Origin of the sequence: Acidovorax sp. LjRoot194, assembly GCF_964253015.1 — a bacterium.
In the GTDB taxonomy this organism is placed as follows: domain Bacteria; phylum Pseudomonadota; class Gammaproteobacteria; order Burkholderiales; family Burkholderiaceae_C; genus Acidovorax.
This window is the reverse complement of record NZ_CAXUQB020000001.1, coordinates 892,945-912,484: the sequence shown is the minus strand read 5'-3', so window position 1 is coordinate 912,484 and position 19,540 is coordinate 892,945. Positions and strand designations below refer to the sequence as shown.

Below are 19,540 nucleotides of genomic sequence, written 5' to 3'. Positions count from 1 at the left end.
CGGAAGATGACCGCCGCCCGGCATCATCGTGGCCTCAGTGCGAGCGGATCATCGTGCCGTAGGCCTGATCCGTGAGGATCTCCAGCAGCATGGCATGGGGGACCCGGCCGTCGATGATGTGCACGGCGTGCACGCCGGCCTTGGCGGCATCCAGCGCGCCGGCGATCTTGGGCAGCATGCCGCCCGAGATGGTGCCGTCCGCGAACAGCGCGTCGATCTCGCGCGCCGTGAGGTCGGTCAGCAGGTTGCCCTGCTTGTCCAGCACGCCGGGCGTGTTGGTCAGGAGCATGAGCTTTTCAGCCTGCAGCACGGTGGCGAGCTTGCTGGCCACCACGTCGGCGTTGATGTTGTAGCTCTCGTTGTTCTCGCCGAAGCCGATGGGGCTGATGACGGGGATGAACGCGTCGTCCTGCAGCGCCTTGACCACGCTGGGGTCGATGGAGACGATGTCCCCCACCTGGCCCACGTCGTGCTCGATGGCGGGGTTCTTGTTGTCCACCATCTTGAGTTTTTGCGCGCGGATCATGCCGCCGTCGCGCCCGGTCAGGCCCACGGCCTTGCCGCCGGCCTGGTTGATCAGGCCCACGATGTCCTGCTGCACCTCGCCGGCCAGCACCCACTCGACCACTTCCATGGTCTCGGCATCGGTCACGCGCATGCCCTGGATGAACTCGCCCTTTTTGCCCAGGCGGTTCAGGGCCGTCTCGATCTGCGGGCCGCCGCCGTGCACGACCACGGGGTTCATGCCCACGAGCTTGAGCAGCACCACGTCTTCGGCGAAGTCCGCCTGCAGGGCCGGGTCGGTCATGGCGTTGCCGCCGTACTTGATGACCATGGTCTTGCCATGGAACTTGCGGATGTAAGGCAGCGCCTGGGCCAGGATTTCAGCCTTGTCGCGTGGAGCAATCGAAAGAAGGTCGGTCATGGAGGCGTGCCATCCGCAAGAAGAAAATGTGAAGCGCAAATTGTGCCGCATTCGCGGCGCGGCCCGCTACCGCAGTGCGTGCACCGGTCTCAGTGCCGCAGCCAGTGCGGCACCTTGAAGCGCACGATGGCCATGTAGGCCATCACATAGCTGATCACGAACAGGCCGCAAAACGCCATGAGCAGCGGTGTATTGCTCCAGAACAGCACGGCCGGCACCACGGTCAGCAGGGTGAAGCCCCACAGGTAGGGCGATGTGCGGTTGTTGCGCATGAGCATGCGGCGGGACTCGTCGTCATGGAACACGCCGCGCACGATGCGCCGGTAGATCAGCTGGTGAAAGTGCAACGCATCGGCCACCCCGGGCGAAACGCCCCGGACCGCCTTGCGGTAGATGGAAAACACCGTCTCCCACACCGGGTAGATCAGCAGCAGCATGGGGAACCAGGGGGACACATCGGCATTGCGCTGCACCAGCGAAATGCTGGCCAGCGCAATCACCACGCCCCACACGTACGCCCCGCCGTCTCCGGCGAACACCATGCCGCGCGGGTAGTTCCACACCAGGAACCCGCCCGTGGCGGCCGCGGTGGACACCAGCAGCGCCGCCAGGGCGCGGTCGCCCACCTGCAAGGCGACGTGCGCCAGCGCCAGGCACACGATGAGCGCCACCATGCCCGCCAGGCCGTTGTAGCCGTCGATGATGTTGAAGGCGTGGGGCAGGCCTGCGACGGCGAGCACCACGATGCACCAGCCGATCCAGGGAGCCATGGCCATCCAGCCATCGAGCCACGGCCAGCCCACGCGGGGCAGTGTCAAATCCAGCAGAAAGATGGCCAGCACACCGGATGCACCGGTCAGGGCCAGCCTGTAGCGCACCGACAGCCGTTGCGTCATGTCTTCGGCAATGCCGCCCAGCGCAGCCGGCAGCAGTGTCAACAGCCAGGCGCCGACCCAACTGCCCAGCCGCAGCGAGCCAGGGTCGCCCCAGCCCAGCGACTGCCACACGCCCAGCCCCCAGCTGACGACCATACCGATCAGCAGCGCAGCGCCGCCGATGCGGGGCACGTCACCCAGATGAAACCGCTGCGGCATGCCCTCGCCATAGACGAGCGCGTGTTCATTCCCCCATCGAACGATGAGCCCTGCAGCCAGCGCCGCCACCAGAAAACCGACTACAGACAACCAAATCATGGGGTGCCGATGGTACCTTTGATACCTGAGGCCCCAGTTAGCAACTGTTGCGCCTGCCGATACACGGGCGACATCCACAGCCGAAACAGGCTGCGAACGTGCCAGGCCAGGTGGTCGAGCCGGCGGCCGCTGGCCCGCTGGCCCGCATGCACGATCTCCACCGGCGCCTTGATCAGTGCCCCCCCGGCCAGCCGGAGCCTGAGGCAAAAGTCCACGTCTTCGCAGTACATGAAGTAGCGCTCGTCAAAGCCGGCCAGCTCCCGCCAGACAGATGTCGGCAGCAGAAGACATGCCGCGTTGACCCAATCGACGCGCTGCTCCGTGCGGCCCAGCAAACGCCGGCGCAACAGCGTCCAGGGGGACGGTAGTTCGCGCTCGCTATCCTGCACACGGCCGCTCTCGTTGACCTGGATGGGGTAAGCGCAGCCTGAGGCGTGCCCGGCCAGGGCGTTGACCAGGGGCACAAACGGGTCGTCGCCCAGCACCACATCCGGGTTGAGTACGCAAACAAACGCTTCCTGGGCCGATGCCAGCGCCTGGTTGTGGTTGGCGCCAAAACCTACGGGCACCTCGTTGCGAATGATGTCCAGCGAAAAAGGCCATCGCCCTGACGGCCATTGCGGCTCTGCCTCGGGCACATTGAGTGTGAGCACCACCCTCGACACCACCGGGGAATTCAGGCGGGCCAGGGCCTCCAGCAATGCCTGAATCTGAACCCCATGGGCATGGCTGACGATGGACACGACGACGGTGGGTGAAGGGCGGGGAGCAATCAGTGGCACCCCGGTATTGTCGTTCGGATAGCCACACAGTTGTAACAATCTCCCGGGGGTGCCCTGGCAAGCCCCGTCATAATTCCGGGATGACGCAAACAATTGAGGACTTGCACGTCTATCTACGTAGCATTCGTCCCGAAGAAAGAACTTCTCTCTCCACCCTCGCCGAGATGATTCCCGCAGGCTCCAAGGTCCTCGACCTGGGCTGTGGGAGCGGGGCATTGGGTCAGTACCTGGCGGAAACCCGCAGCTGTGTCAGCGACGGCGTCACGTGGAGCGAGGCGGAAGCGGCCCACGCCCGCCCCCACTATCGCCACGTGCATGTGGCGGACCTGGAAACCGCGGACCTGCCCAAGCTGTTCGCCGGGGAACGCTACGACGCCATCGTGTGTGCGGACGTGCTGGAGCACTTGCGGCACCCCGAGTCGGTGTTGGCAGCCGCCCGGAACATGCTGTCCGCCGAAGGACGGCTGCTCATCTCCGTGCCCAACGCCAGCTACAGCGGCCTGATCGCCGAATTGCTCAAGGGCGAATTCAAATACCGCAAGGAAGGCTTGCTGGATGAGACGCACCTGCGCTTCTTCACGCGCCGGTCGCTGGTGCGGTTCATGACGGAACAGCGCTGGGCCATTGACACCCTGGAGGTCATCGAGCGCCCGATCCCCGAGTCAGAGTTCAAGGTGGAGTTCGACGATCTGCCGCCGTCGGTGGCCCGTTTCATCCTGTCGGGCCCGGATGCCCTGAGCTACCAGTTTGTCGGTGCGGCGCGTCCCGTCGAGTCCGCCGAAGAAGCGGTGGTGGTGCAGGAGTCCTTTCCTGCAGAAGGCAAGGCTCATTTTTCGGCCGAGCTGTACTTGGGGCGCGACGGCCAGTACCGCGAAGCCGACAAGCTCACCGCGTCGGGGATCATCGGCCAGGACCGGCAGACCGTTCGCTTTGACATCCCCGCAGCCGACGTGCCCTGCACGCACCTGCGGCTGGACCCGGCAGACCGGCCGGGCTACCTGCACCTGTACGGCATCGCGCTGAAGAATGCCCAGGGCGCCGAGCTCTGGAAGTGGGATGCACAGGCAAGCCAGCGCTCTCTGCTCGCCACCACGCCCCACCATGAAATCGTCTGGCAGGCACCTTTGCCCGCCGCCAGCGGAGCGACCCTGCTGCTGCTGTCGGGCGAAGACCCGTGGTTCGAGGTACCGGTCCCGGTAGAGATTCTGCGGTCCCGGTCGCCCGGCGGCCTGGCGCTGGAGGTCGAGCTGGGCTGGCCGATGTCCACGGACTACCTGGCGCTGGCTGCGACGGTGCACCCTCTGCACGACCGCATTGCGCAACTGGAAGGCGATCTCCGCGACACGCAAGGTCATCTGCACCAAGTGCAAAGCAGCCTGAGCGCAGACCTGGCCACGGCCCGCAGCCGCAACGCGCTGCTGGAAGAAAGCAACCGCGCCACAGGCCACCAGCGTGCCACCTGGCAACGGGAGGCTACGCGCGTGCAGCGGGACTACGACGACCTGGCCCGTCACTTGAAGAACATCGAGGCGTCCACCGTCTTTCGCGCAACCCGCCCCCTGGTACACGCAAAAATGCGCATTGACCGATTGCTGGGCCGTGCGCCCAAAAGCAGCGCCGCTGCGACCCCGACAGCCCAGCCCATGTCCGCACCGGCCCATCCGGTGGACATCATCGTTCCGGTCTACCGCGGGTTGGCCGACACGCAGCTTTGCATCGAGTCGGTGCTGGCAAGTTCTTGCACGAGCGAGTACCGCCTGATCGTGATCAACGATGCGAGTCCCGAGCCCGAAGTCACCGCGTGGCTGCGCGAGAAGGCCGCCCAGGACAGCCGCGTCACCCTGCTGGAAAACCCCGAGAACCTGGGCTTCGTCGGCACCGTGAACCGCGGCATGGCGCTCAGCGACAGCCACGATGTGCTGCTGCTCAACAGCGACACGGAAGTCGCCAATGACTGGCTCGACCGCATCCGCCGCGCGGCCTACAGCGACCAGAAGGTCGCATCCGTCACGCCGTTTTCGAACAACGCCACCATCTGCAGCTACCCCCGCTTTTGCGAGGGCAACGACCTGCCGGAAGGCTACAGCACCGCCCGCCTGGACGCCCTGTGCGCAGCCACCAACCCTGGCGCGGTCGTGGATGTGCCCACCGGCGTGGGCTTTTGCATGTACATCCGGCGCGACAGCCTGGCCGACGTCGGGCTGTTCGACACCGAGAACTTCGGCAAGGGCTATGGCGAAGAGAACGACTTCTGCCAGCGCGCTGCAGCCAAAGGCTGGCGCAACCTGCACAACCTGGACACCTTCGTACTGCACACGGGCGGGGTGAGCTTCGGCGACAGCAAGAGCCCGCGGGAAAAGGCCGCCATGGAGACGCTGCGGCGGCTGCATCCGCGGTATGAAAGAGCAGTCATGGCCTTCGTGCAGGCGGACCCGGCACAGCCCTCCCGCCTGGCGCTCGATGTGGCCCGGATAGCGCAGGCGGGACTTCCCGCTGTGCTTGCCGTGCTGCACGACAGAGCAGGCGGCACCCTGCGCCATGTGCGCGAGCTCGCCCAGCACCTGAGCGATCGCGCCGTCTTCCTCACCCTCAAGCCCGCGCCTGCGCGCAGCGTGGTTCTCGAGCTGGCGGCGCAAGATGAAGGTTTCGAACTGGTCTTCCGCCTTGCGGATCAGCACCCGGATCTGGTGGAGGTGTTGCGGCAGCTCGGCGTGGCGCACATCCACTACCACCACCTGCTGGGCCACGACCCGCTGATCATGGACCTGCCCCACCAACTGGGCGTGCCCTATGACTTCACCGCGCACGACTTCTACAGCTACTGCGCACACATCTCCCTGACCGGGAACGACAACCGCTATGCGCCAGAGCCCCGGCCCGGCGAATGTGCCTGCTGCTCGACGCACGAAGCAGCCCCCGCGGGCACAGGGACCATCGCAGACTGGCGGCACCGCAACGAGCTGTTCCTGACCAGCGCCCGGCACGTCTTCGCGCCAAGCCACGACACCGCGCGGCGAATCGCCGCATTTGCGCAGGGTGCACGCGTCAAGGTTGTCCCGCACACGGACCTCACTGGCGATGGCGTGCCGACGCTCACGGCCCCGCTGCCTGCGACACGCCTGCCCAACGCGCCCCTCAAGATCGCAGTCATCGGCGCACTGAGCGCCATCAAGGGCGCCGACCTTCTCGAAGCCGTGGCCATCGAAGCCGCCAAGCGGCAGGTGAACATAGAGTTCCACCTCCTGGGCTACGGCTACCGCCACCTGCAGACCCAGCCCCGCGCCAAACTGACCGTGCATGGCCAGTATGAGGAGGCAGACCTGCCCGGCCTGCTGCAGTGGCTGCAACCCGACCTGGTGTGGTTCCCTGCGCAGTGGCCAGAGACTTACAGCTACACCCTGAGTGCCGCCTTGCAGGCTGCGTTGCCAGTGGTGGTGAGCGATCTGGGCGCATTCGCCGAACGCATTGCGGGGCGCCCCTGGAGCTGGGTGGTCCGCTGGGATCTCAGCGCCAAGGAGTGGGTGGATACCTTCGCCTCCCTCCAGGCGCAGCATTTCGTACCCGGCACGCCCCCTGCCATCACCGAGGCCGAAGCCCAAACCTCCGGCAACGCGGGCGTGGGTGGAGCCGGCGAATGGCATTACCGGTCGGCCTACCTGGCAGACGACATTGCGTCCCGCCGTGCCTCAGCCACTGGTCTGGGCAGTAATGCACTGCAGGCCTATCTGCCGCAGCCCGATGCGGCGCTCGGTGCCAAGTCGGGCTTGTTGAGCGCTGTGGTGTACCTGCGCTCGCTGCCCGTGCTGCGCAGCGTGGCCCAGAGGATTCCAGGCCACTGGCAGCGCCGTGTCAAGAACTGGTTGAGGGCATAGGTCGGGTGGCGCGCCGTGCGCGCAGCCACCGGTGGGCTGCGCGAATGCAAGGCCGCTCCACCCAGAACCACGACATCAGGGCCAGCCCCAGCACCGGCAGCAAAGACAGCGCCAGGCATGCGGACAGCGGCCAGCCTTGGCGCAGGCAGACTGCCGTGACCGCCTGCTGCACCGGGAACGCGTAGATATACACCCCGTAGGAGATATCGGTGCGCTCCCGCTGCCTTGGACCTTCGCGGGCCGTCCCGGCATGCGCAGCGTAGAAGGTGCCGCAGGCCACCAGAGCCCATACGCTGATCTGGCGCAACCACTCGCTCTGCAGCGTCAGGGCCGCAACCGCAGACACCAAGGCAGCCAGCGCCATCCAAACTCGCGGGCGCACTCCATAGGCTGCCCACCACGCGCCGACGAAAAACGGTACGCCAAAGCCGCAGAAATCCCGCCAGCGGAATGCGTCCGCCAGGAGCCCGCCACCGGCTTCGATGCCGGCATCCCAGCGGCCCTGCCGTGCTGCTTCCCAACCGAGTACCAGAATGCACACAGCGAGCGGGTAGACCCAGCGGCGCCCGCGCGCAGCCATCGCCATGGTGGCGAGGATCAGGTACATCGCCAGTTCATACCGGATGGTCCACAAGGATCCATTCACCGCACGCGCGAACGGATTGCTTTCGAACACACCCGGCAGGGTCTGCACCGTCGCCAGCCCCAGCGCGTTGTTGACGACGTTGAGCCAGGTGCTGCCTGAACCCCAGTAGACCGACGAGGGCAACGTGGTGACCGCCCAACCGAGCACGAAGACGGAAAATAAGACCGCCACCATCAGGCCCGGAAAGATGCGCATCGCCCGCTTCACCCCGAACGCACGCCAGTCGGGCTCGCGGTCCCAGCTTTGGCACACCAGGTAGCCGCTGACGAAAAAGAAGACATACACCGCCACCGATCCCAGGCTGTGCCCGGGGAAAGGCACCGGCAGATGCAAACGGTACAGAAAGTCGCCGTGCGCCACAAAGACCGCGAGCGCAGCCATCAAGCGAAGCAGATCGAAGCGGTTGCCGCGCTCAATGGCCTGCATGGCAATCACCCGATGCATGTTGACCCCAAAGTCCATTCGGCAAGGTCCTGATGCACTGCATCGGCCCCAAGCCAGCGAGCTGCTGCACCAAGCGGCACACCCCGTGCGCCCGGCAGGAGCGGTCGTGTCCGCGCGTCATGCGCCAGCAGCGGCAGCAGTTGCTGTGCGTGCGCCGCCAGGGCGCCCATCCAGCCAGCGCTTGAGCCGCAGTGCGGGGGCCTCCACGGCATGCCACGATGCATATCCGGCAGCCACAGCCACAGCGAGCGCCAACGCCAGGCTCAGCAAAAAAGGCAAGCCAGGGAACAGGGCTTGTACCGCCTGCTGAATGGGGCACCCGAGGATATAGATGCCGTACGAGGGATCGCCCTTGCGATGCAGCCACGCAAAAGCAGGCGCCTTGAGCGACCCCAGATGGATGAGCAACGGGGGCAGCAGCAACAGGCCGGCAGAGTGCTCCAGCTTGGCGCCGAAAAAAAGCGCAGCCGCTACCGGCACCAGGCCGAGTACCACCTTGCGCCCATGGGCATGGAACTGATCGCGGGACAACGCCAGCAGCACACCGCAAGCGAAGTACGCCGGGTATTCGAACCAGTGCTCCATCACGCCCGTCAGGTCGGCATTGCGCTTTGCCAGGAAGTACGCGACATAGGCCACGGCCACGGCGCACGCCAGCTTGCGCGAGCGCAACACACCCAGCACGCCCGCTACGGCGAGGGCAAAGTAGCACATGAGCTCCATCGGGATCGTCCACAACGGCCCGTTCATCAACCCGGCCAGCGGGTTCTTCGGGAAGACTCCGGGCAGGTTAACGTAGGCAGTCCCCAGCAACAGGTTCTGCCAGTGCTCCAGCGTCTTCGGGTGCACGAGAAACTCCCGCAGCGGGAGCGATGTGAAGAACGCGCCAAACAGAAAAACGTCGGCCAGCACCGCCACCAGCATGCCAGGCCACAGCCGCAGCAGCCGCTTGCCGATGAACGCCAGCACCCGCGGGTCCCGCAGCCAGCTCAGCGTCACCAGATAGCCGCTGATGCTAAAGAACGTCATCACCGCTACGCCTCCCACCATGTCGGAATGCAGCCAGGAGGGCGGCGGGGTCCCAGTGATGTGAAAGTGGTGGCTGAAGATCACCGCGGAGGCAGCGCCGATCCGCAACGCGTTGAAGGCGTTGCCTTGCTCATCGGCCGACGATGTGGGGATGGCGCTCATTCCTTGCGCAGCAGCAGGAAGATCTCGTTGTTCAGCAACCACTCTTGCGGATACCGGTCGCGCAGTGCCGACGGCACCTCCATCTCTACGTTGCGCCGCTCCTGGCGTGCCACCGAGAAACCCGCAGCTACGGCAAGTTCCACCAGTTCATCCGAGGTCAGGCGGTTCAGCGCCAGGTATTCCTTGAAGACAAAACGCTTGTAGCCGTCCACGCCAAAGTCGGCAAAACCGAAGTCCACCTCAGCCGCATCGATAGGCCCCTCGTGCGACTGCACGACGCCCCACAACTCGTCCTCGCTGGCCAGCAAGTGGTGCCAGGGCTTGTCGTCATAGCGCCGCAGGTGCGAACCGAATGGGGAGTAGAAAAGCGGCTCGATCTGGATGAAGAAGTACCCACCAGACCGCAGGCACCCGTGCAGGTCGCGCAGTATGGGGGCCAACTGATCGCGCTGCACATGTTCGAAGGTCGACCAGCTCATGATCGCGTCGAAGTTACTGTGGCGCCCAGCCAGCGGGGTGCCCGGCAGGATGGTCTCAAAAGTCAATGCCGACGGGATTCTGGACATTCCCAACTGCTCGCGTGCAATGCGCGGCAGCTTGGCGTATTCCTGCCGGATGTCCACGCCATGGATGCGTGTCGCGCCATGGCGCAGCACCAGCGACAGGTCTGTGATGCCATCGCCGCATCCGAAGTTGAAAAGCTTGGCGTGGGGCATGTCCACGACACTGCCCACCCAGTGGTTCACCACGTCCGCGGCGTAGTGGAAATGGGCACGGAACCACTCATCCGAGATTTTCTGGGCATCCCAAGGGGCCAGGCCCCACAACCGCTCCTGCAGCTGCAGCATCCATTGCGTGCGCATGTTGTTGTCGTCAGTCCATGTCAGAAGGGGAAGAAACTAAGCGCACCGGAGGCACTTGCGGCAGTGCAGGTCGTCATGGCTTGCGCAACACGTACGCATCCTGGTGGTTCCAGAAATGCACCAACGACCGGTGTACCAGCGCCTGGTCACCCCAGGTTTCAGCAATGCGCTGAATGACGAAGTCCTCGGACGTGAAAGCCGTCCCATATTCCTGGGCATCGATGGCATTCGACTCGCTCGAGGGGGCAAAGAAGAAGCCCTCTTCGTCCAACTGCACGCTATCGAAATGAGCCGCCTTCATGCCGTGTGTGCTGAACACCAGCAGCCCACCAGGCGCAACCGCCCCGTGCAGCACCTGAAGCCACCGAGTCCATGTGCTGCGCGGCAGATGGCTGAACAACGACAGAACGAACACAAGGTCATATTGCCGTGGCCATTGCACACTCTCCGGCACGCTGGCAGACAGGAACCCCTGCACGCCGAACGTCTGCCTCGCAAACTCGACCGCCCCCGGAACCACATCAGACACGGTGACACGCTCAGCCCCCAGCGCTTTGACCAGATGGCGCGTGAAACGGCCGTGACCGCTGGCGAACTCCAGCACCTGCGGAGTTTTGAGCAGCGGCTGATCTACGGCCTCCAGCAACAGCAGCAGCTCGGAAAGCGTGCGCCAACCGTCTGCAAAGTAGTCGCGCAGTGGATTGACGCTGGATGGATGGCTCGCAAAGAACCCAAAGATATCGTCCTCGGGCGATATCTTGCATTCAAGCCCGGTCATGTTCGTGAACGAACCCACCAGCGCATGCTGCTCGATCAGGTCGTGCGCCTCAAGCAAGGTCTCGCGCACCTCACGCGCCCTTGCAAGCACCTGGGCGGCGCCAACGCGGTCACCTTGCTGCAGAAGTTGCACGCCCTCGTGCAGCAACTGCTGCGCTGCGCTGGTGGGGTTGTCCTGCGAAATCAGAGAATCCATTGTCATGGGAAATAAGGAATCAATACCTGCTTGAAGGAGACAAAAGCGCCCCGCGATGCGAGGTTGCCAATCTGAGTAAGCCGCATAGCTGCCAGCGACCTGCTACCCAGGTACGCTGCGAGGTGATGGGGCGTGGCTGTGGGTCATTTTCCAACATTCCCGCCCGGCCTCACGACTTGTGCATGGCTGGGCCAGCACACACCCGCTCACTGCGGCGTGGCTGCGGTGCGAGCCGAGCCCCTACCCCCAGTGGTGCGGCAAGCGAACGAGCCCCGGCAATGCCTTTGGAAAAACAAACCGGAAATGCATGAACTGGAACCACTCGTCGTACACAGCCAGGCCCGTTTCGTCGAACAGGAAAGCGCTGATGACGTAGTCGCCGCTGTGCAAAGGCAAATCGGGAAACGTGAGTACCGAACGCCACGTCCCATCTGGCTGACGCTCAGGGTAGGCACCATCCTCATGCGTCGCCAGCGATGTGATACCTACGCCCTTGGACTGCTCGATCATGAAGCCAATGTGCGGACGTTCCTCGCCCCGCCCTCTGGCTGTGATGGTGACCACCAGGTTGGTGCTTTCCAGCAAAGGTGGCTGGTCGCCGACCGGGTCTGCCAGGTCCTGCACATCCACCGACACGATGCATGCAGCGCCAAGATCGTTAACGGCTGCGGGGTGCTTGCCCGCGGCGTCGGCTTCTGACGCGCCCGCTTCGCCTTCGCCTCCGCCGGGTGTATCTGCATAGGGAACGACGCCCTCTTGCGAGCCGTCCTGCAGCGCCTGACGCTGCCGGGTGTGCACGTCGTATGCCGCGAGCACCGGCTCGGTGGGCCCAAACTGCACCACCTCCCCGGCCCTGAGCCACAGCGCGGCATCGCACAGGTGGCGTATGTGGTACGGGCTGTGGGAGCAAAACAGGATGGTGCAGCCGTTGTTGCGAAACGCCATGATGCGTTCGACGCACTTCTTCTGAAAATGCTGGTCGCCCACCGCCAGGGCTTCGTCGATGATCAGCACGTCGGGCTGCACGGCCGTCACCAGCGCAAAAGCCAGCCGCACCGTCATGCCCGATGAATAGGTCTTGACCGGGCGGTCCAGGGCTTCACCCAACTCACAAAACTCCACGATCTCCGGCTCCAGCCGCGCCATCTCGTCATGGCTGATGCCAATGAGGCTGCCGCCGAAGTACAGGTTGTCACGGCCGCTGAAGTCAGGGTGGAAGCCTGCTCCCAGTTCCAGAATGGCCGTTACACGGCCTACGCGATCAATGCGTCCGCTCGACGGCTGCAGGGTCCCGGCCAGAAGCTTGAGCAACGAGCTCTTGCCTGCACCGTTGTCTCCAATCACACCAATGCACTGGCCTCGATGCAACTCGAAGGACACGTCGCGCAGCGCCCAGTGGCTGCGGTGGGTGGCGCGCCCCGTGAGCAAGGCCCGCAGCCTTGAACGTGCCGAAGGGTAAAGTTTGTATTCTTTGCTGACGGACTGCACGCTCAACACAGTCTGCGGCGTCACACCGCCCTCTGGGGAAGGCTGAACCATTGCACTCATAGCCAGTCCACCAGTTGATCCCGGCTGCGCGCCACCAGCACATTCAAAGCCAAAACCAGCACTACCATCCATGCGCAGGATACCCACCATACGCTGGCGGCGGGCCAGCTGCCCTGCAACAGAATCTGCTGGTAGCCCTGCACTGGCGCCGCCATGGGGTTGAGCCACAAGACCCAGCGCCAGCGCTCAGGGAACAGGGTCATGGGAAAGAGGACCGGCGACAGGTAGATGCCGACCGACAACAGAAAGCCCACCATCTGCACGGTGTCGCGCAAGGCGGCGGCCAAAATGGCCAGCACGTAGGCCAGGAGCAGACAAATTGCCCACTGGACCAGAACCAGCAGCGGGAAGGCAACCACGGGCCACGCAAACCGATGCAGCGGTGTGTAAGCCAACGCCAGGAGCAACAGCAACGGCGCAAACACCAGGGCACTGGCCAACACCGAGCGGGTGACAAACAGCACTGGAGGCAGTGGGTTCTTCTGGAGCAGCCCGCCTGCATCGATAAGACTGTTCATGCCGCGTGCCACAGCATCACAAAATGCCATCCACGGAAGCGCGCCGACCACGAGGAACGTGCCCACCGCATGTGTGGGGGCGCCATCACCCAGCCGCATGGCAAACACCACGTCGAAGACCAAGTAGTAAGCCGCTACTGTCAGCAGTGGCTGGAGATAGGGCCAAAGAATGCCAGCAGCCGTGCCTGCGTGGCGGGCGGCCACCTCACGGCGGGTGAGCACCCATACCAAGGACCGCGCGCTCCAGACGGCCCTCAGTTCATTGCCAAACGCATGCAGCATGTTGATTGTTGCGGGCCTGCCTTGGCAGGCCCATCCTCATCAAAGACAAAACCGCGTAACGTACCACGTTTTGCCGCATGCTGATATGCGGACTGCCGTTGGTTGGATTGAGCTGTCGGTTGCCACAAAGACTTACGCCGGCACATGGAGCGACGGCGTAAGCCCAGCGGCTTTACTTTTTGGCGGGAGCTGCCGGTGCTGGAGCAACCAGCTTGTCTACGGTGGCCTTGATGGCGGCCTCGTCAAGCTTGACGGTCTCCTCAAGCGTCTTGGCCAACTCGTTGCGGCCCTTTTGCTGCTCAGCCTGGCGGACCTTGGCCACCAGTGCTTCCTGCACTTCCTCGAACGGCTTCTGGCCCGCAGGCTTGCGACCCACGAGCTGCAGCACGTGGTAACCGAACTGGGTCTTGATCACTTCGCTGGTATCACCGGGCTTTTGCAAGGCCCAGGCGGCCGTGTCGAATTCTGGCACCATGCGGCCCTTGGCAAAGAAGCCCAGGTCACCGCCCTTTTCGGCACTGCCGGGGTCGCCCGAGTTTTGCTTGGCCAGCGCTGCAAAGTCACCTCCTGCCCGCACCTTGGTCAGCAGGTCTTGGGCCTTGGCTTTGGCAGCAGCATCTTCCGACGGGTCCTTGACAAGGATCAGGATGTGACGCACCTGAACCTGCTCAGGCTCAGCATATTCCGCTGCCTGGGCTTTGTAGATTGTGCGTGCCATGGCCACGGCCTGCATGTCCGACGGCGTGTTGGACCTGTCGACCTGGACCAGCAGCGCATCCGACAGAACCTTGTCACGCGCCAATGCAAGCGCGGCAACCACTTCCGGATTCTGGCCCAATCCCTCGGCCTGCGCCCGCTGCGCCAGTGCACGGCGGGTGTACAGATTGGTGACTAGTTGATTTATGGTGCGGGCCTGAGTCAAAACCTGAGGACGCACCTCTGGTGGAATGCGCTGCACGTCGGCGGCTACATCCGCCGCAGTGACCTGAACTTCGCCCGCACCCTTGACCGACCCCTTGGCCAGCACCGGCTCAGCAGCATGAGCTGCAAAGGCCAGGAGCGGGACTGCACAAACAGCCACCCAGCGCTGCTTCCAGACGCCATGTGCTACGGTTTCTTGGGGGTCGCTCTTCAGAACGCTTTGACAAAATTTACGCATATGCATGTGGATCAATGTATGTGGAGTGCCCCGGCCACCTTGCTCAACCAGTCAGGCACAAAATAAAAAAAAGGCGGGTTGCCCCGCCTTTTTTTGGTTTCGCATTGCTGCGAAAAGTTCACGCCGAATTAACGGCCGTAACGGTGACCCCAGGTCAGACCGAACGTCGAAGCGAAGCCTTGGCCTGCAGAGTCGTTCTTCATCTTGATGAAGGCGTCACCCAGGATTGGCAGACCGCCGGTGAACGTGTTAGTGTTGTCAACACCAGCAAAGGCGTTGGTCGTGGTGACCAGCGTCCAGCCATTGGTGTAAGGCGACGTCGTGGTCGAGGCCGTCAGGTCAGAAGCAGAGCTCAGAACCTTGTTGGTCGACAGCGACAGCACGCTGGTTTCGCCGCAGAAAGCCAGTTGGCCGGCCACTGCTGGCGAGAAGATTGGCGCATTGCCAGTCGTGGTTTCTTCGCGGTCGAAGAAGCGGATACCGTCTGCATTCACGCAGATGTTGCCACGGCTGTCCACCGAAGTGTTAGCGGGGTGGAACCACTCGTCAGCTGCACCTGTCAGGGCGGGCAGTGCTGGGGAAGTAGCAATCACGCTCAAGTCGGAATACAGGCGGTATGCATCAGCGGCGGTGGTGGCAGCCTTGTAGTTAGCAGCAACGCTGTAACGACGGGTAGGCATGGAGAACACCCAGTCGGTCTGAGCCGAAATGCCTGCATCCAGAGCGTACTGGTTAGACACCGACGTGCGCGACAGAGCGGCAGTCAGGGTCACAGCCTGGACCTTAGGACGGTTTGCGTCAGCAGGAGCGCCAGCAGGAGCATTGCCAACCAGGTAAGGCGTCGACATGTCTGGCAGGTCGATGAACAGAGGCGTCACGACTGGACCAACAACGGCGGCCTTGGCTTGGTTGTGCACGTTAGTGCGCAGCAGCGGGTCAGCGGTGTAAGTGTCAGCGCTCTTGTTGGCGGAAGCAAAGAAAGCAGCCGAACCAGCGTCCGTTTGTGGGAAATGCACGAAGTTGGCGGCACCAGCAGCACCACCAGCACCCACGCGCGCTTCGATAGCGGTAGCGGAGCCAGAGAAGGCAGTGGTTTGAGCCAGGTTCAGGATGTACCAGTCAGCAGCCAGACCGGTCGTTGCGCCAGCGAAACCGACGGATGCAGCGTGAGCGCCCGCAGTGAAGTTGGTCAGAGCGATTTCATCAAGAGTGGAACGGGAGGCAGAACCTGCCACCGAGCAAGGCGCCACACCAGCCACGTGCTTGGTAGCCGTGTACAGGATGGAGTTGGCAGTGCCGGCGTTACCAGCAACCACGCCCGATGCAGGCGTGGCAGCGTTGTACAGCTTCACAGATGGGATGTCAGCCATGTTGAAGATTTCAACGTAGCCTTCACGCGTGCCGTTCACATTGGCGGTAGTGTTCAGACGAGCGGTAGCGAAAGGCGTGCCGGTCGAAGGAATAGCGGGAACCGTGCAGGTCTTGTCGTTGGAGAACAGCGAAGCTGCGCCATCGGCACCTTGCAGAACGGCACCAGTCCACACGTCACCAGGCGACAGGAAGATCTGGAAATCCTTGACGTCGTCCGAGTTGGCGGCGCCGCGGAAGCGGATCTTCACAGCCTTACCGTTGGCGCGGTCGGTGTTGCTCAGGTGGATCACGGACATGTTGCCGTTTTGCACCGTGTAGTAAGGAACCACCAGCATGTGGCCGGTGTTGTTGGAATTCACTTCCAGCACGGTTGCGGCCGTAGCAACAGCACCAACCACGCCTGGCTCAGTAGCCACGTTCGTGCCGAGCACAACGCCAGTAGCGGCAGCAGCAGGTGCAAACACGTCAGCTTGGGCAACGCCAGCAAAGCTACCAACCATGGCAGCAATGCTCAGTGCCAATACATTCTTTCTCATGCTTTAACTCCAGTTAAATAAATAAGCGCAACTACCACGATTGATTACGCCCGCGAATCCTAGCACAGAGTTTTTCAAACCTGCCTAAGATTCCGGCACCCCCACAAACCTGTTGCTTCATCGCCACAGAGAGGGCTTGGTCACCATTGGCAGCAAGCTGCCGGGCGCAGGATAGTAATCAGCAATTCCGACTATACCCAAGCACCCACCTGCGGTCCCATGATTTCTATCAACGGCAGCACGAAGTGTTGTTTCTTGAGTCATTTGTCACGGTCAGGGAGCTTCGTGGCGCCACCATTGACCGTCTACCAACACCCAGGTCTCATCGATGTAGCCAGTCACTGTGGGCAAGGCCAGGCCAGGCACCATCGGTTTGGCAGTCAGGCCCACCTGCGCGATGCACTTTTCTGCGTCTTCGCAAGTGACCTTGGTGATCTCGCTTTTCGTAACGGGCGCTTTCTCACCGAATTGCTTGACGAACGATGGCTCGTCGCGCAAGCCACGGTAGGCGGGGGTCATCAGTGCATAGGCAGCCTTGGCGTCGCCTGCGACGCGTGCCTTCCAGAATGCTTCTGCACGGGCCTGAACCTTTTGTTCAGGCGTCTGGCCGCTCATGGTGGCACAACCTGCTGTTGCCGCCATTACCAGGGCAGCCAGTGCAATCTTGGCACGGCTGATGCTGCGCGGTACAGCAACGGGTGCCATCGTGGCGGGGGCGGCGGCCGACTGAAGAATCGTCATGAATACTTACTCCTACAAAAAAATGATAGCGACTGCTCACATCGCTTTGCCGAACTCTCCAAAAAAGTCCGCCCGCAATGCGGGCGGCTTCAAAGGGGTTGGTCTGGCTCAGGTCACATTCGGCACTTTGGTTAGTTAGCCGGTGCAGAACGCTGCGGTACCGAGTCGAGTACCGGGGCTTTGGTTCCGATGCCCAGGTTTTCGATGGCCTTCAGACCCTTGAGTCGATCTCGAAGATCTTCGCTCACTTCGCGGATGTCAATGTCGGTACGCACGACCCGCGGCGTGATGACTACCAGCAGCTCGGTGCGGCCCTTATTGACCGTGTTGGAGCCAAACAGCTTGCCCACCAGCGGGACATCTTGCAGGAACGGTACGCCAGACTTGCCCGTATTGGAGTTGTCCTTGATCAACCCCCCCAGCACGATGGCCTCGCCCGTGCGCACCGCCACCTTGCTGCTGATCTGTCGCTGCAAGAAAGCAGGCTGACCATCTGCGCTCGGCACGTCTGCACCCACATCCGTCACGGTCTGGTCCACCTGCATGGTCACCAGGTTGCCTGCATTGACCGACGGCGTGACGGTCAGGTTGACGCCGGTGTCCTTGTACTGAATGGTGCTGGTGGTCACACCCGTGGTGATGTCCGTGATCGGCGTGGTGGTGTTGGTTTTGACAGGTTGCTGGTTGCCGACAGCGATGCTTGCAGTGTGGTTGTCCAACACCATCAGCGATGGGCTTGAGATCACCTTCACCAACGACTTCGTCGCCAGCGCATTCAATGTGGCTCGGATGTCGCTTGTTGACCGCCCCACCGTGTACGAGAAGCCTTGTGCCAGACCGCTGATGATTCCGTTGGCGTTGTTGGTCAGCTGGCCATTGCCGCGGTAGGTCGAACCGTTGCGGGTAGGGTTGTCATTGAAGGCCCATTGCAGACCGTACTCCAGTTCGTCGGAGAGGGTGACTTCAACGATGGTGGCTTCGATCAGGACCTGGGTCACCGGCACATCCAGTCGTTTGAGCGTCGCTTCAATCTTGCTGTATTCGGACTTGGTACCCCAGACCAGAACCGAGTTGTTCAACTCGTCTGCCATGACCCGAATATTGCCGATGCTGGCAGCAGCAGCGGGCTGCTGCTGAGTACCGCTGTTCTGGTTGTTTCGACCACCCAGGCTGTTGAAGCCCGAATTCTGGACCCCGGCGCGGTTGCCGAACGTGCTGCTCGACATGCCACCGCCAAAAGACGAGTTGGAATTGCCAAACGTGCCGCTCGACATGGAGTTTTGACCGAACGAATTGCCGGTTGCGGTGGACAGACCGGGGGCCACTCCACTGTTGGCCACGTTACCCATGCTGCTCGTTTGCCCACCAAAAATTCCACTGAGCACATTGGCAAGGTGTTTCGCGTTGACGTTCTGCACCTGGTAGATGTACAGCTGTGGCTCGCCACCGCTGTCGGTGGGCTGATCGAAGCGTTCGATCCAGCGGCGCGCTTCGTCCAGATAGGCGGCGCGAGGGGTCACGACCAAGATCGAGTTGATGCGCTCGATGGGCATGATGCGCAAGGCGCCGAACAAAGGATTGCCTTCACCCAGAACCGCAGAGGCTGCAGCGCCAGCGTTGCCCGCTTGCCCGCGTCCCGCGGCACCCGCCTGCGTTCCCACGCTGCCAGCAGCGCCGCCCGTTGCACCTCCGGCCGGGGCAGCACTGCCGCCACTGACCAACCTCAAGGCCGCCTCGATCTCCTTGACACTCGCGTGCTTGAGCGGGAACACACCCACCGACATGCCCTTGAGCAAATCGACGTCGAAGGTGTTGACCAGCTCCAGCCACCCTTCGGCCTGGGTGCGGGTGCCGTTCATGACCAACAGGTTGCGTACCGTGTCCACGCGGATGATGGCATCGCCCGGAACCATGGGGCGCAGGATGGAGGCCATCTCTCCGGCGCCGATGTAGTTGAGCGGAATGACGATGGCACCAAAACCGGGGGACAGGGGCGCACGCGGGCTGGCCTGGCGCACATCGGAGCCAATGTTGCGCAGCATGTCTGCCCGGCCCACGTGGTAGGTGCCGCGGGCGTCACGCGCCAGGGCTAGGCCGTTGGCCTGCAGCGCGCTTTCCAGCAGAAACACGGCCTGGTCTGGCGGAATGGCGTTGCGGCTGGCCAATGTCACGGTGCCGGCGATGGGCGGGTGCAGCACATAGGGCACGCCCATGATGTCGCCCAGCACGGTGCGCACGACGTCGGCCACCGGAGCATCTTCAAAGCTGAAGGTGAGCGGCGCACCGCTCAAGGTTGCAGCTGGCTTGCCGGGCGCAATGACCTGGTCGTTGCCGCGGATGATGCGGGGCCGCGTTTCGGCAGGCTCGGCTTGCGGCTGCACACGAGCGGCATCTGTGGCGGGGGCGGCCTGCGTGGGGGTGGCGGGAACTGCCGCAGCGCCGGGTGCAGCCTGCGCCCACGATGTGGCGCTCAGGCCTTGCAGCATGGCGAGGGCG

At 63.1% G+C, this 19,540-nt stretch carries 15 protein-coding genes; 2 read left to right on the top strand and 13 right to left on the bottom strand.

Features of this window, described 5'->3' with window-relative positions:
- Window positions 1–34: 34 nt before the first annotated feature.
- The 3 genes from argB to ACSQ3N_RS04255 all read right to left on the bottom strand — a co-directional run bounded on the left by argB (window position 35) and on the right by ACSQ3N_RS04255 (window position 2,900).
- Complete coding sequence (gene argB / locus ACSQ3N_RS04265; RefSeq protein WP_056164040.1) at window positions 35–925, bottom strand: acetylglutamate kinase; 891 nt, start codon at window positions 923–925, stop codon at window positions 35–37.
- An 89-nt stretch (window positions 926–1,014) separates the two neighbouring features.
- Window positions 1,015–2,118: an MraY family glycosyltransferase gene (locus tag ACSQ3N_RS04260; RefSeq protein ID WP_056164043.1), complete on the bottom strand. Its 1,104-nt coding sequence runs from the start codon at window positions 2,116–2,118 to the stop codon at window positions 1,015–1,017.
- Window positions 2,115–2,900, bottom strand: coding sequence for a glycosyltransferase (locus tag ACSQ3N_RS04255; RefSeq protein ID WP_162241055.1), 786 nt, complete (start codon window positions 2,898–2,900; stop codon window positions 2,115–2,117). Before ACSQ3N_RS04255 ends, ACSQ3N_RS04260 begins: the two co-directional genes overlap by 4 nt.
- A gap of 80 nt (window positions 2,901–2,980) precedes the next feature.
- On the opposite strand from ACSQ3N_RS04255, the gene ACSQ3N_RS04250 reads away from it, so the two are divergent.
- Entirely contained in the window at window positions 2,981–6,772 is a 3,792-nt protein-coding gene (locus ACSQ3N_RS04250) for a methyltransferase domain-containing protein (RefSeq protein WP_056164047.1), read from the top strand.
- On the opposite strand, the gene ACSQ3N_RS04245 is transcribed toward ACSQ3N_RS04250, so the two are convergent.
- From ACSQ3N_RS04245 to ACSQ3N_RS04205, 9 genes are all read right to left on the bottom strand, one after another.
- Entirely contained in the window at window positions 6,750–7,880 is a 1,131-nt protein-coding gene (locus ACSQ3N_RS04245; RefSeq protein WP_235507269.1) for an acyltransferase family protein, read from the bottom strand. The genes ACSQ3N_RS04250 and ACSQ3N_RS04245 overlap by 23 nt on opposite strands.
- 99 nt (window positions 7,881–7,979) lie before the next feature.
- Window positions 7,980–9,053, bottom strand: a complete 1,074-nt coding sequence (locus ACSQ3N_RS04240) for an acyltransferase family protein (RefSeq protein ID WP_056164050.1) — start codon at window positions 9,051–9,053, stop codon at window positions 7,980–7,982.
- On the bottom strand, window positions 9,050–9,916 hold the full coding sequence (locus ACSQ3N_RS04235) for a class I SAM-dependent methyltransferase (RefSeq protein ID WP_056164053.1): 867 nt from the start codon (window positions 9,914–9,916) through the stop codon (window positions 9,050–9,052). Before ACSQ3N_RS04235 ends, ACSQ3N_RS04240 begins: the two co-directional genes overlap by 4 nt.
- Before the next feature lie 73 nt (window positions 9,917–9,989).
- On the bottom strand, window positions 9,990–10,895 hold the full coding sequence (locus ACSQ3N_RS04230) for a class I SAM-dependent methyltransferase (RefSeq protein ID WP_436145668.1): 906 nt from the start codon (window positions 10,893–10,895) through the stop codon (window positions 9,990–9,992).
- A 234-nt stretch (window positions 10,896–11,129) separates the two neighbouring features.
- Window positions 11,130–12,428: an ABC transporter ATP-binding protein gene (locus ACSQ3N_RS04225; protein WP_369817115.1), complete on the bottom strand. Its 1,299-nt coding sequence runs from the start codon at window positions 12,426–12,428 to the stop codon at window positions 11,130–11,132.
- Between the two features lie 5 nt (window positions 12,429–12,433).
- The gene (locus ACSQ3N_RS04220; RefSeq protein WP_436145667.1) at window positions 12,434–13,237 is read right to left on the bottom strand and encodes an ABC transporter permease; all 804 of its coding nucleotides are present in this window, start codon (window positions 13,235–13,237) and stop codon (window positions 12,434–12,436) included.
- Window positions 13,238–13,409: 172 nt separating this feature from the next.
- Window positions 13,410–14,402 (bottom strand): peptidylprolyl isomerase, encoded by a 993-nt coding sequence (locus tag ACSQ3N_RS04215; RefSeq protein ID WP_436145666.1) that lies wholly within the window; start codon window positions 14,400–14,402, stop codon window positions 13,410–13,412.
- Window positions 14,403–14,524: 122 nt separating this feature from the next.
- Window positions 14,525–16,303, bottom strand: a complete 1,779-nt coding sequence (locus ACSQ3N_RS04210) for a cell surface protein (RefSeq protein ID WP_436145665.1) — start codon at window positions 16,301–16,303, stop codon at window positions 14,525–14,527.
- A 273-nt stretch (window positions 16,304–16,576) separates the two neighbouring features.
- Entirely contained in the window at window positions 16,577–17,044 is a 468-nt protein-coding gene (locus tag ACSQ3N_RS04205) for a hypothetical protein (protein ID WP_436145664.1), read from the bottom strand.
- Between ACSQ3N_RS04205 and ACSQ3N_RS04200 the strand changes: the two genes are divergently transcribed.
- Complete coding sequence (locus tag ACSQ3N_RS04200) at window positions 17,043–17,183, top strand: hypothetical protein (protein ID WP_436145663.1); 141 nt, start codon at window positions 17,043–17,045, stop codon at window positions 17,181–17,183. The two genes, ACSQ3N_RS04205 and ACSQ3N_RS04200, sit on opposite strands and share 2 nt — an antisense overlap.
- Here the strand turns inward: ACSQ3N_RS04200 and gspD are convergent.
- Window positions 17,176–19,530: a type II secretion system secretin GspD gene (gene gspD, locus ACSQ3N_RS04195; RefSeq protein WP_436147915.1), complete on the bottom strand. Its 2,355-nt coding sequence runs from the start codon at window positions 19,528–19,530 to the stop codon at window positions 17,176–17,178. The genes ACSQ3N_RS04200 and gspD overlap by 8 nt on opposite strands.
- Window positions 19,531–19,540 lie beyond the last annotated feature (10 nt).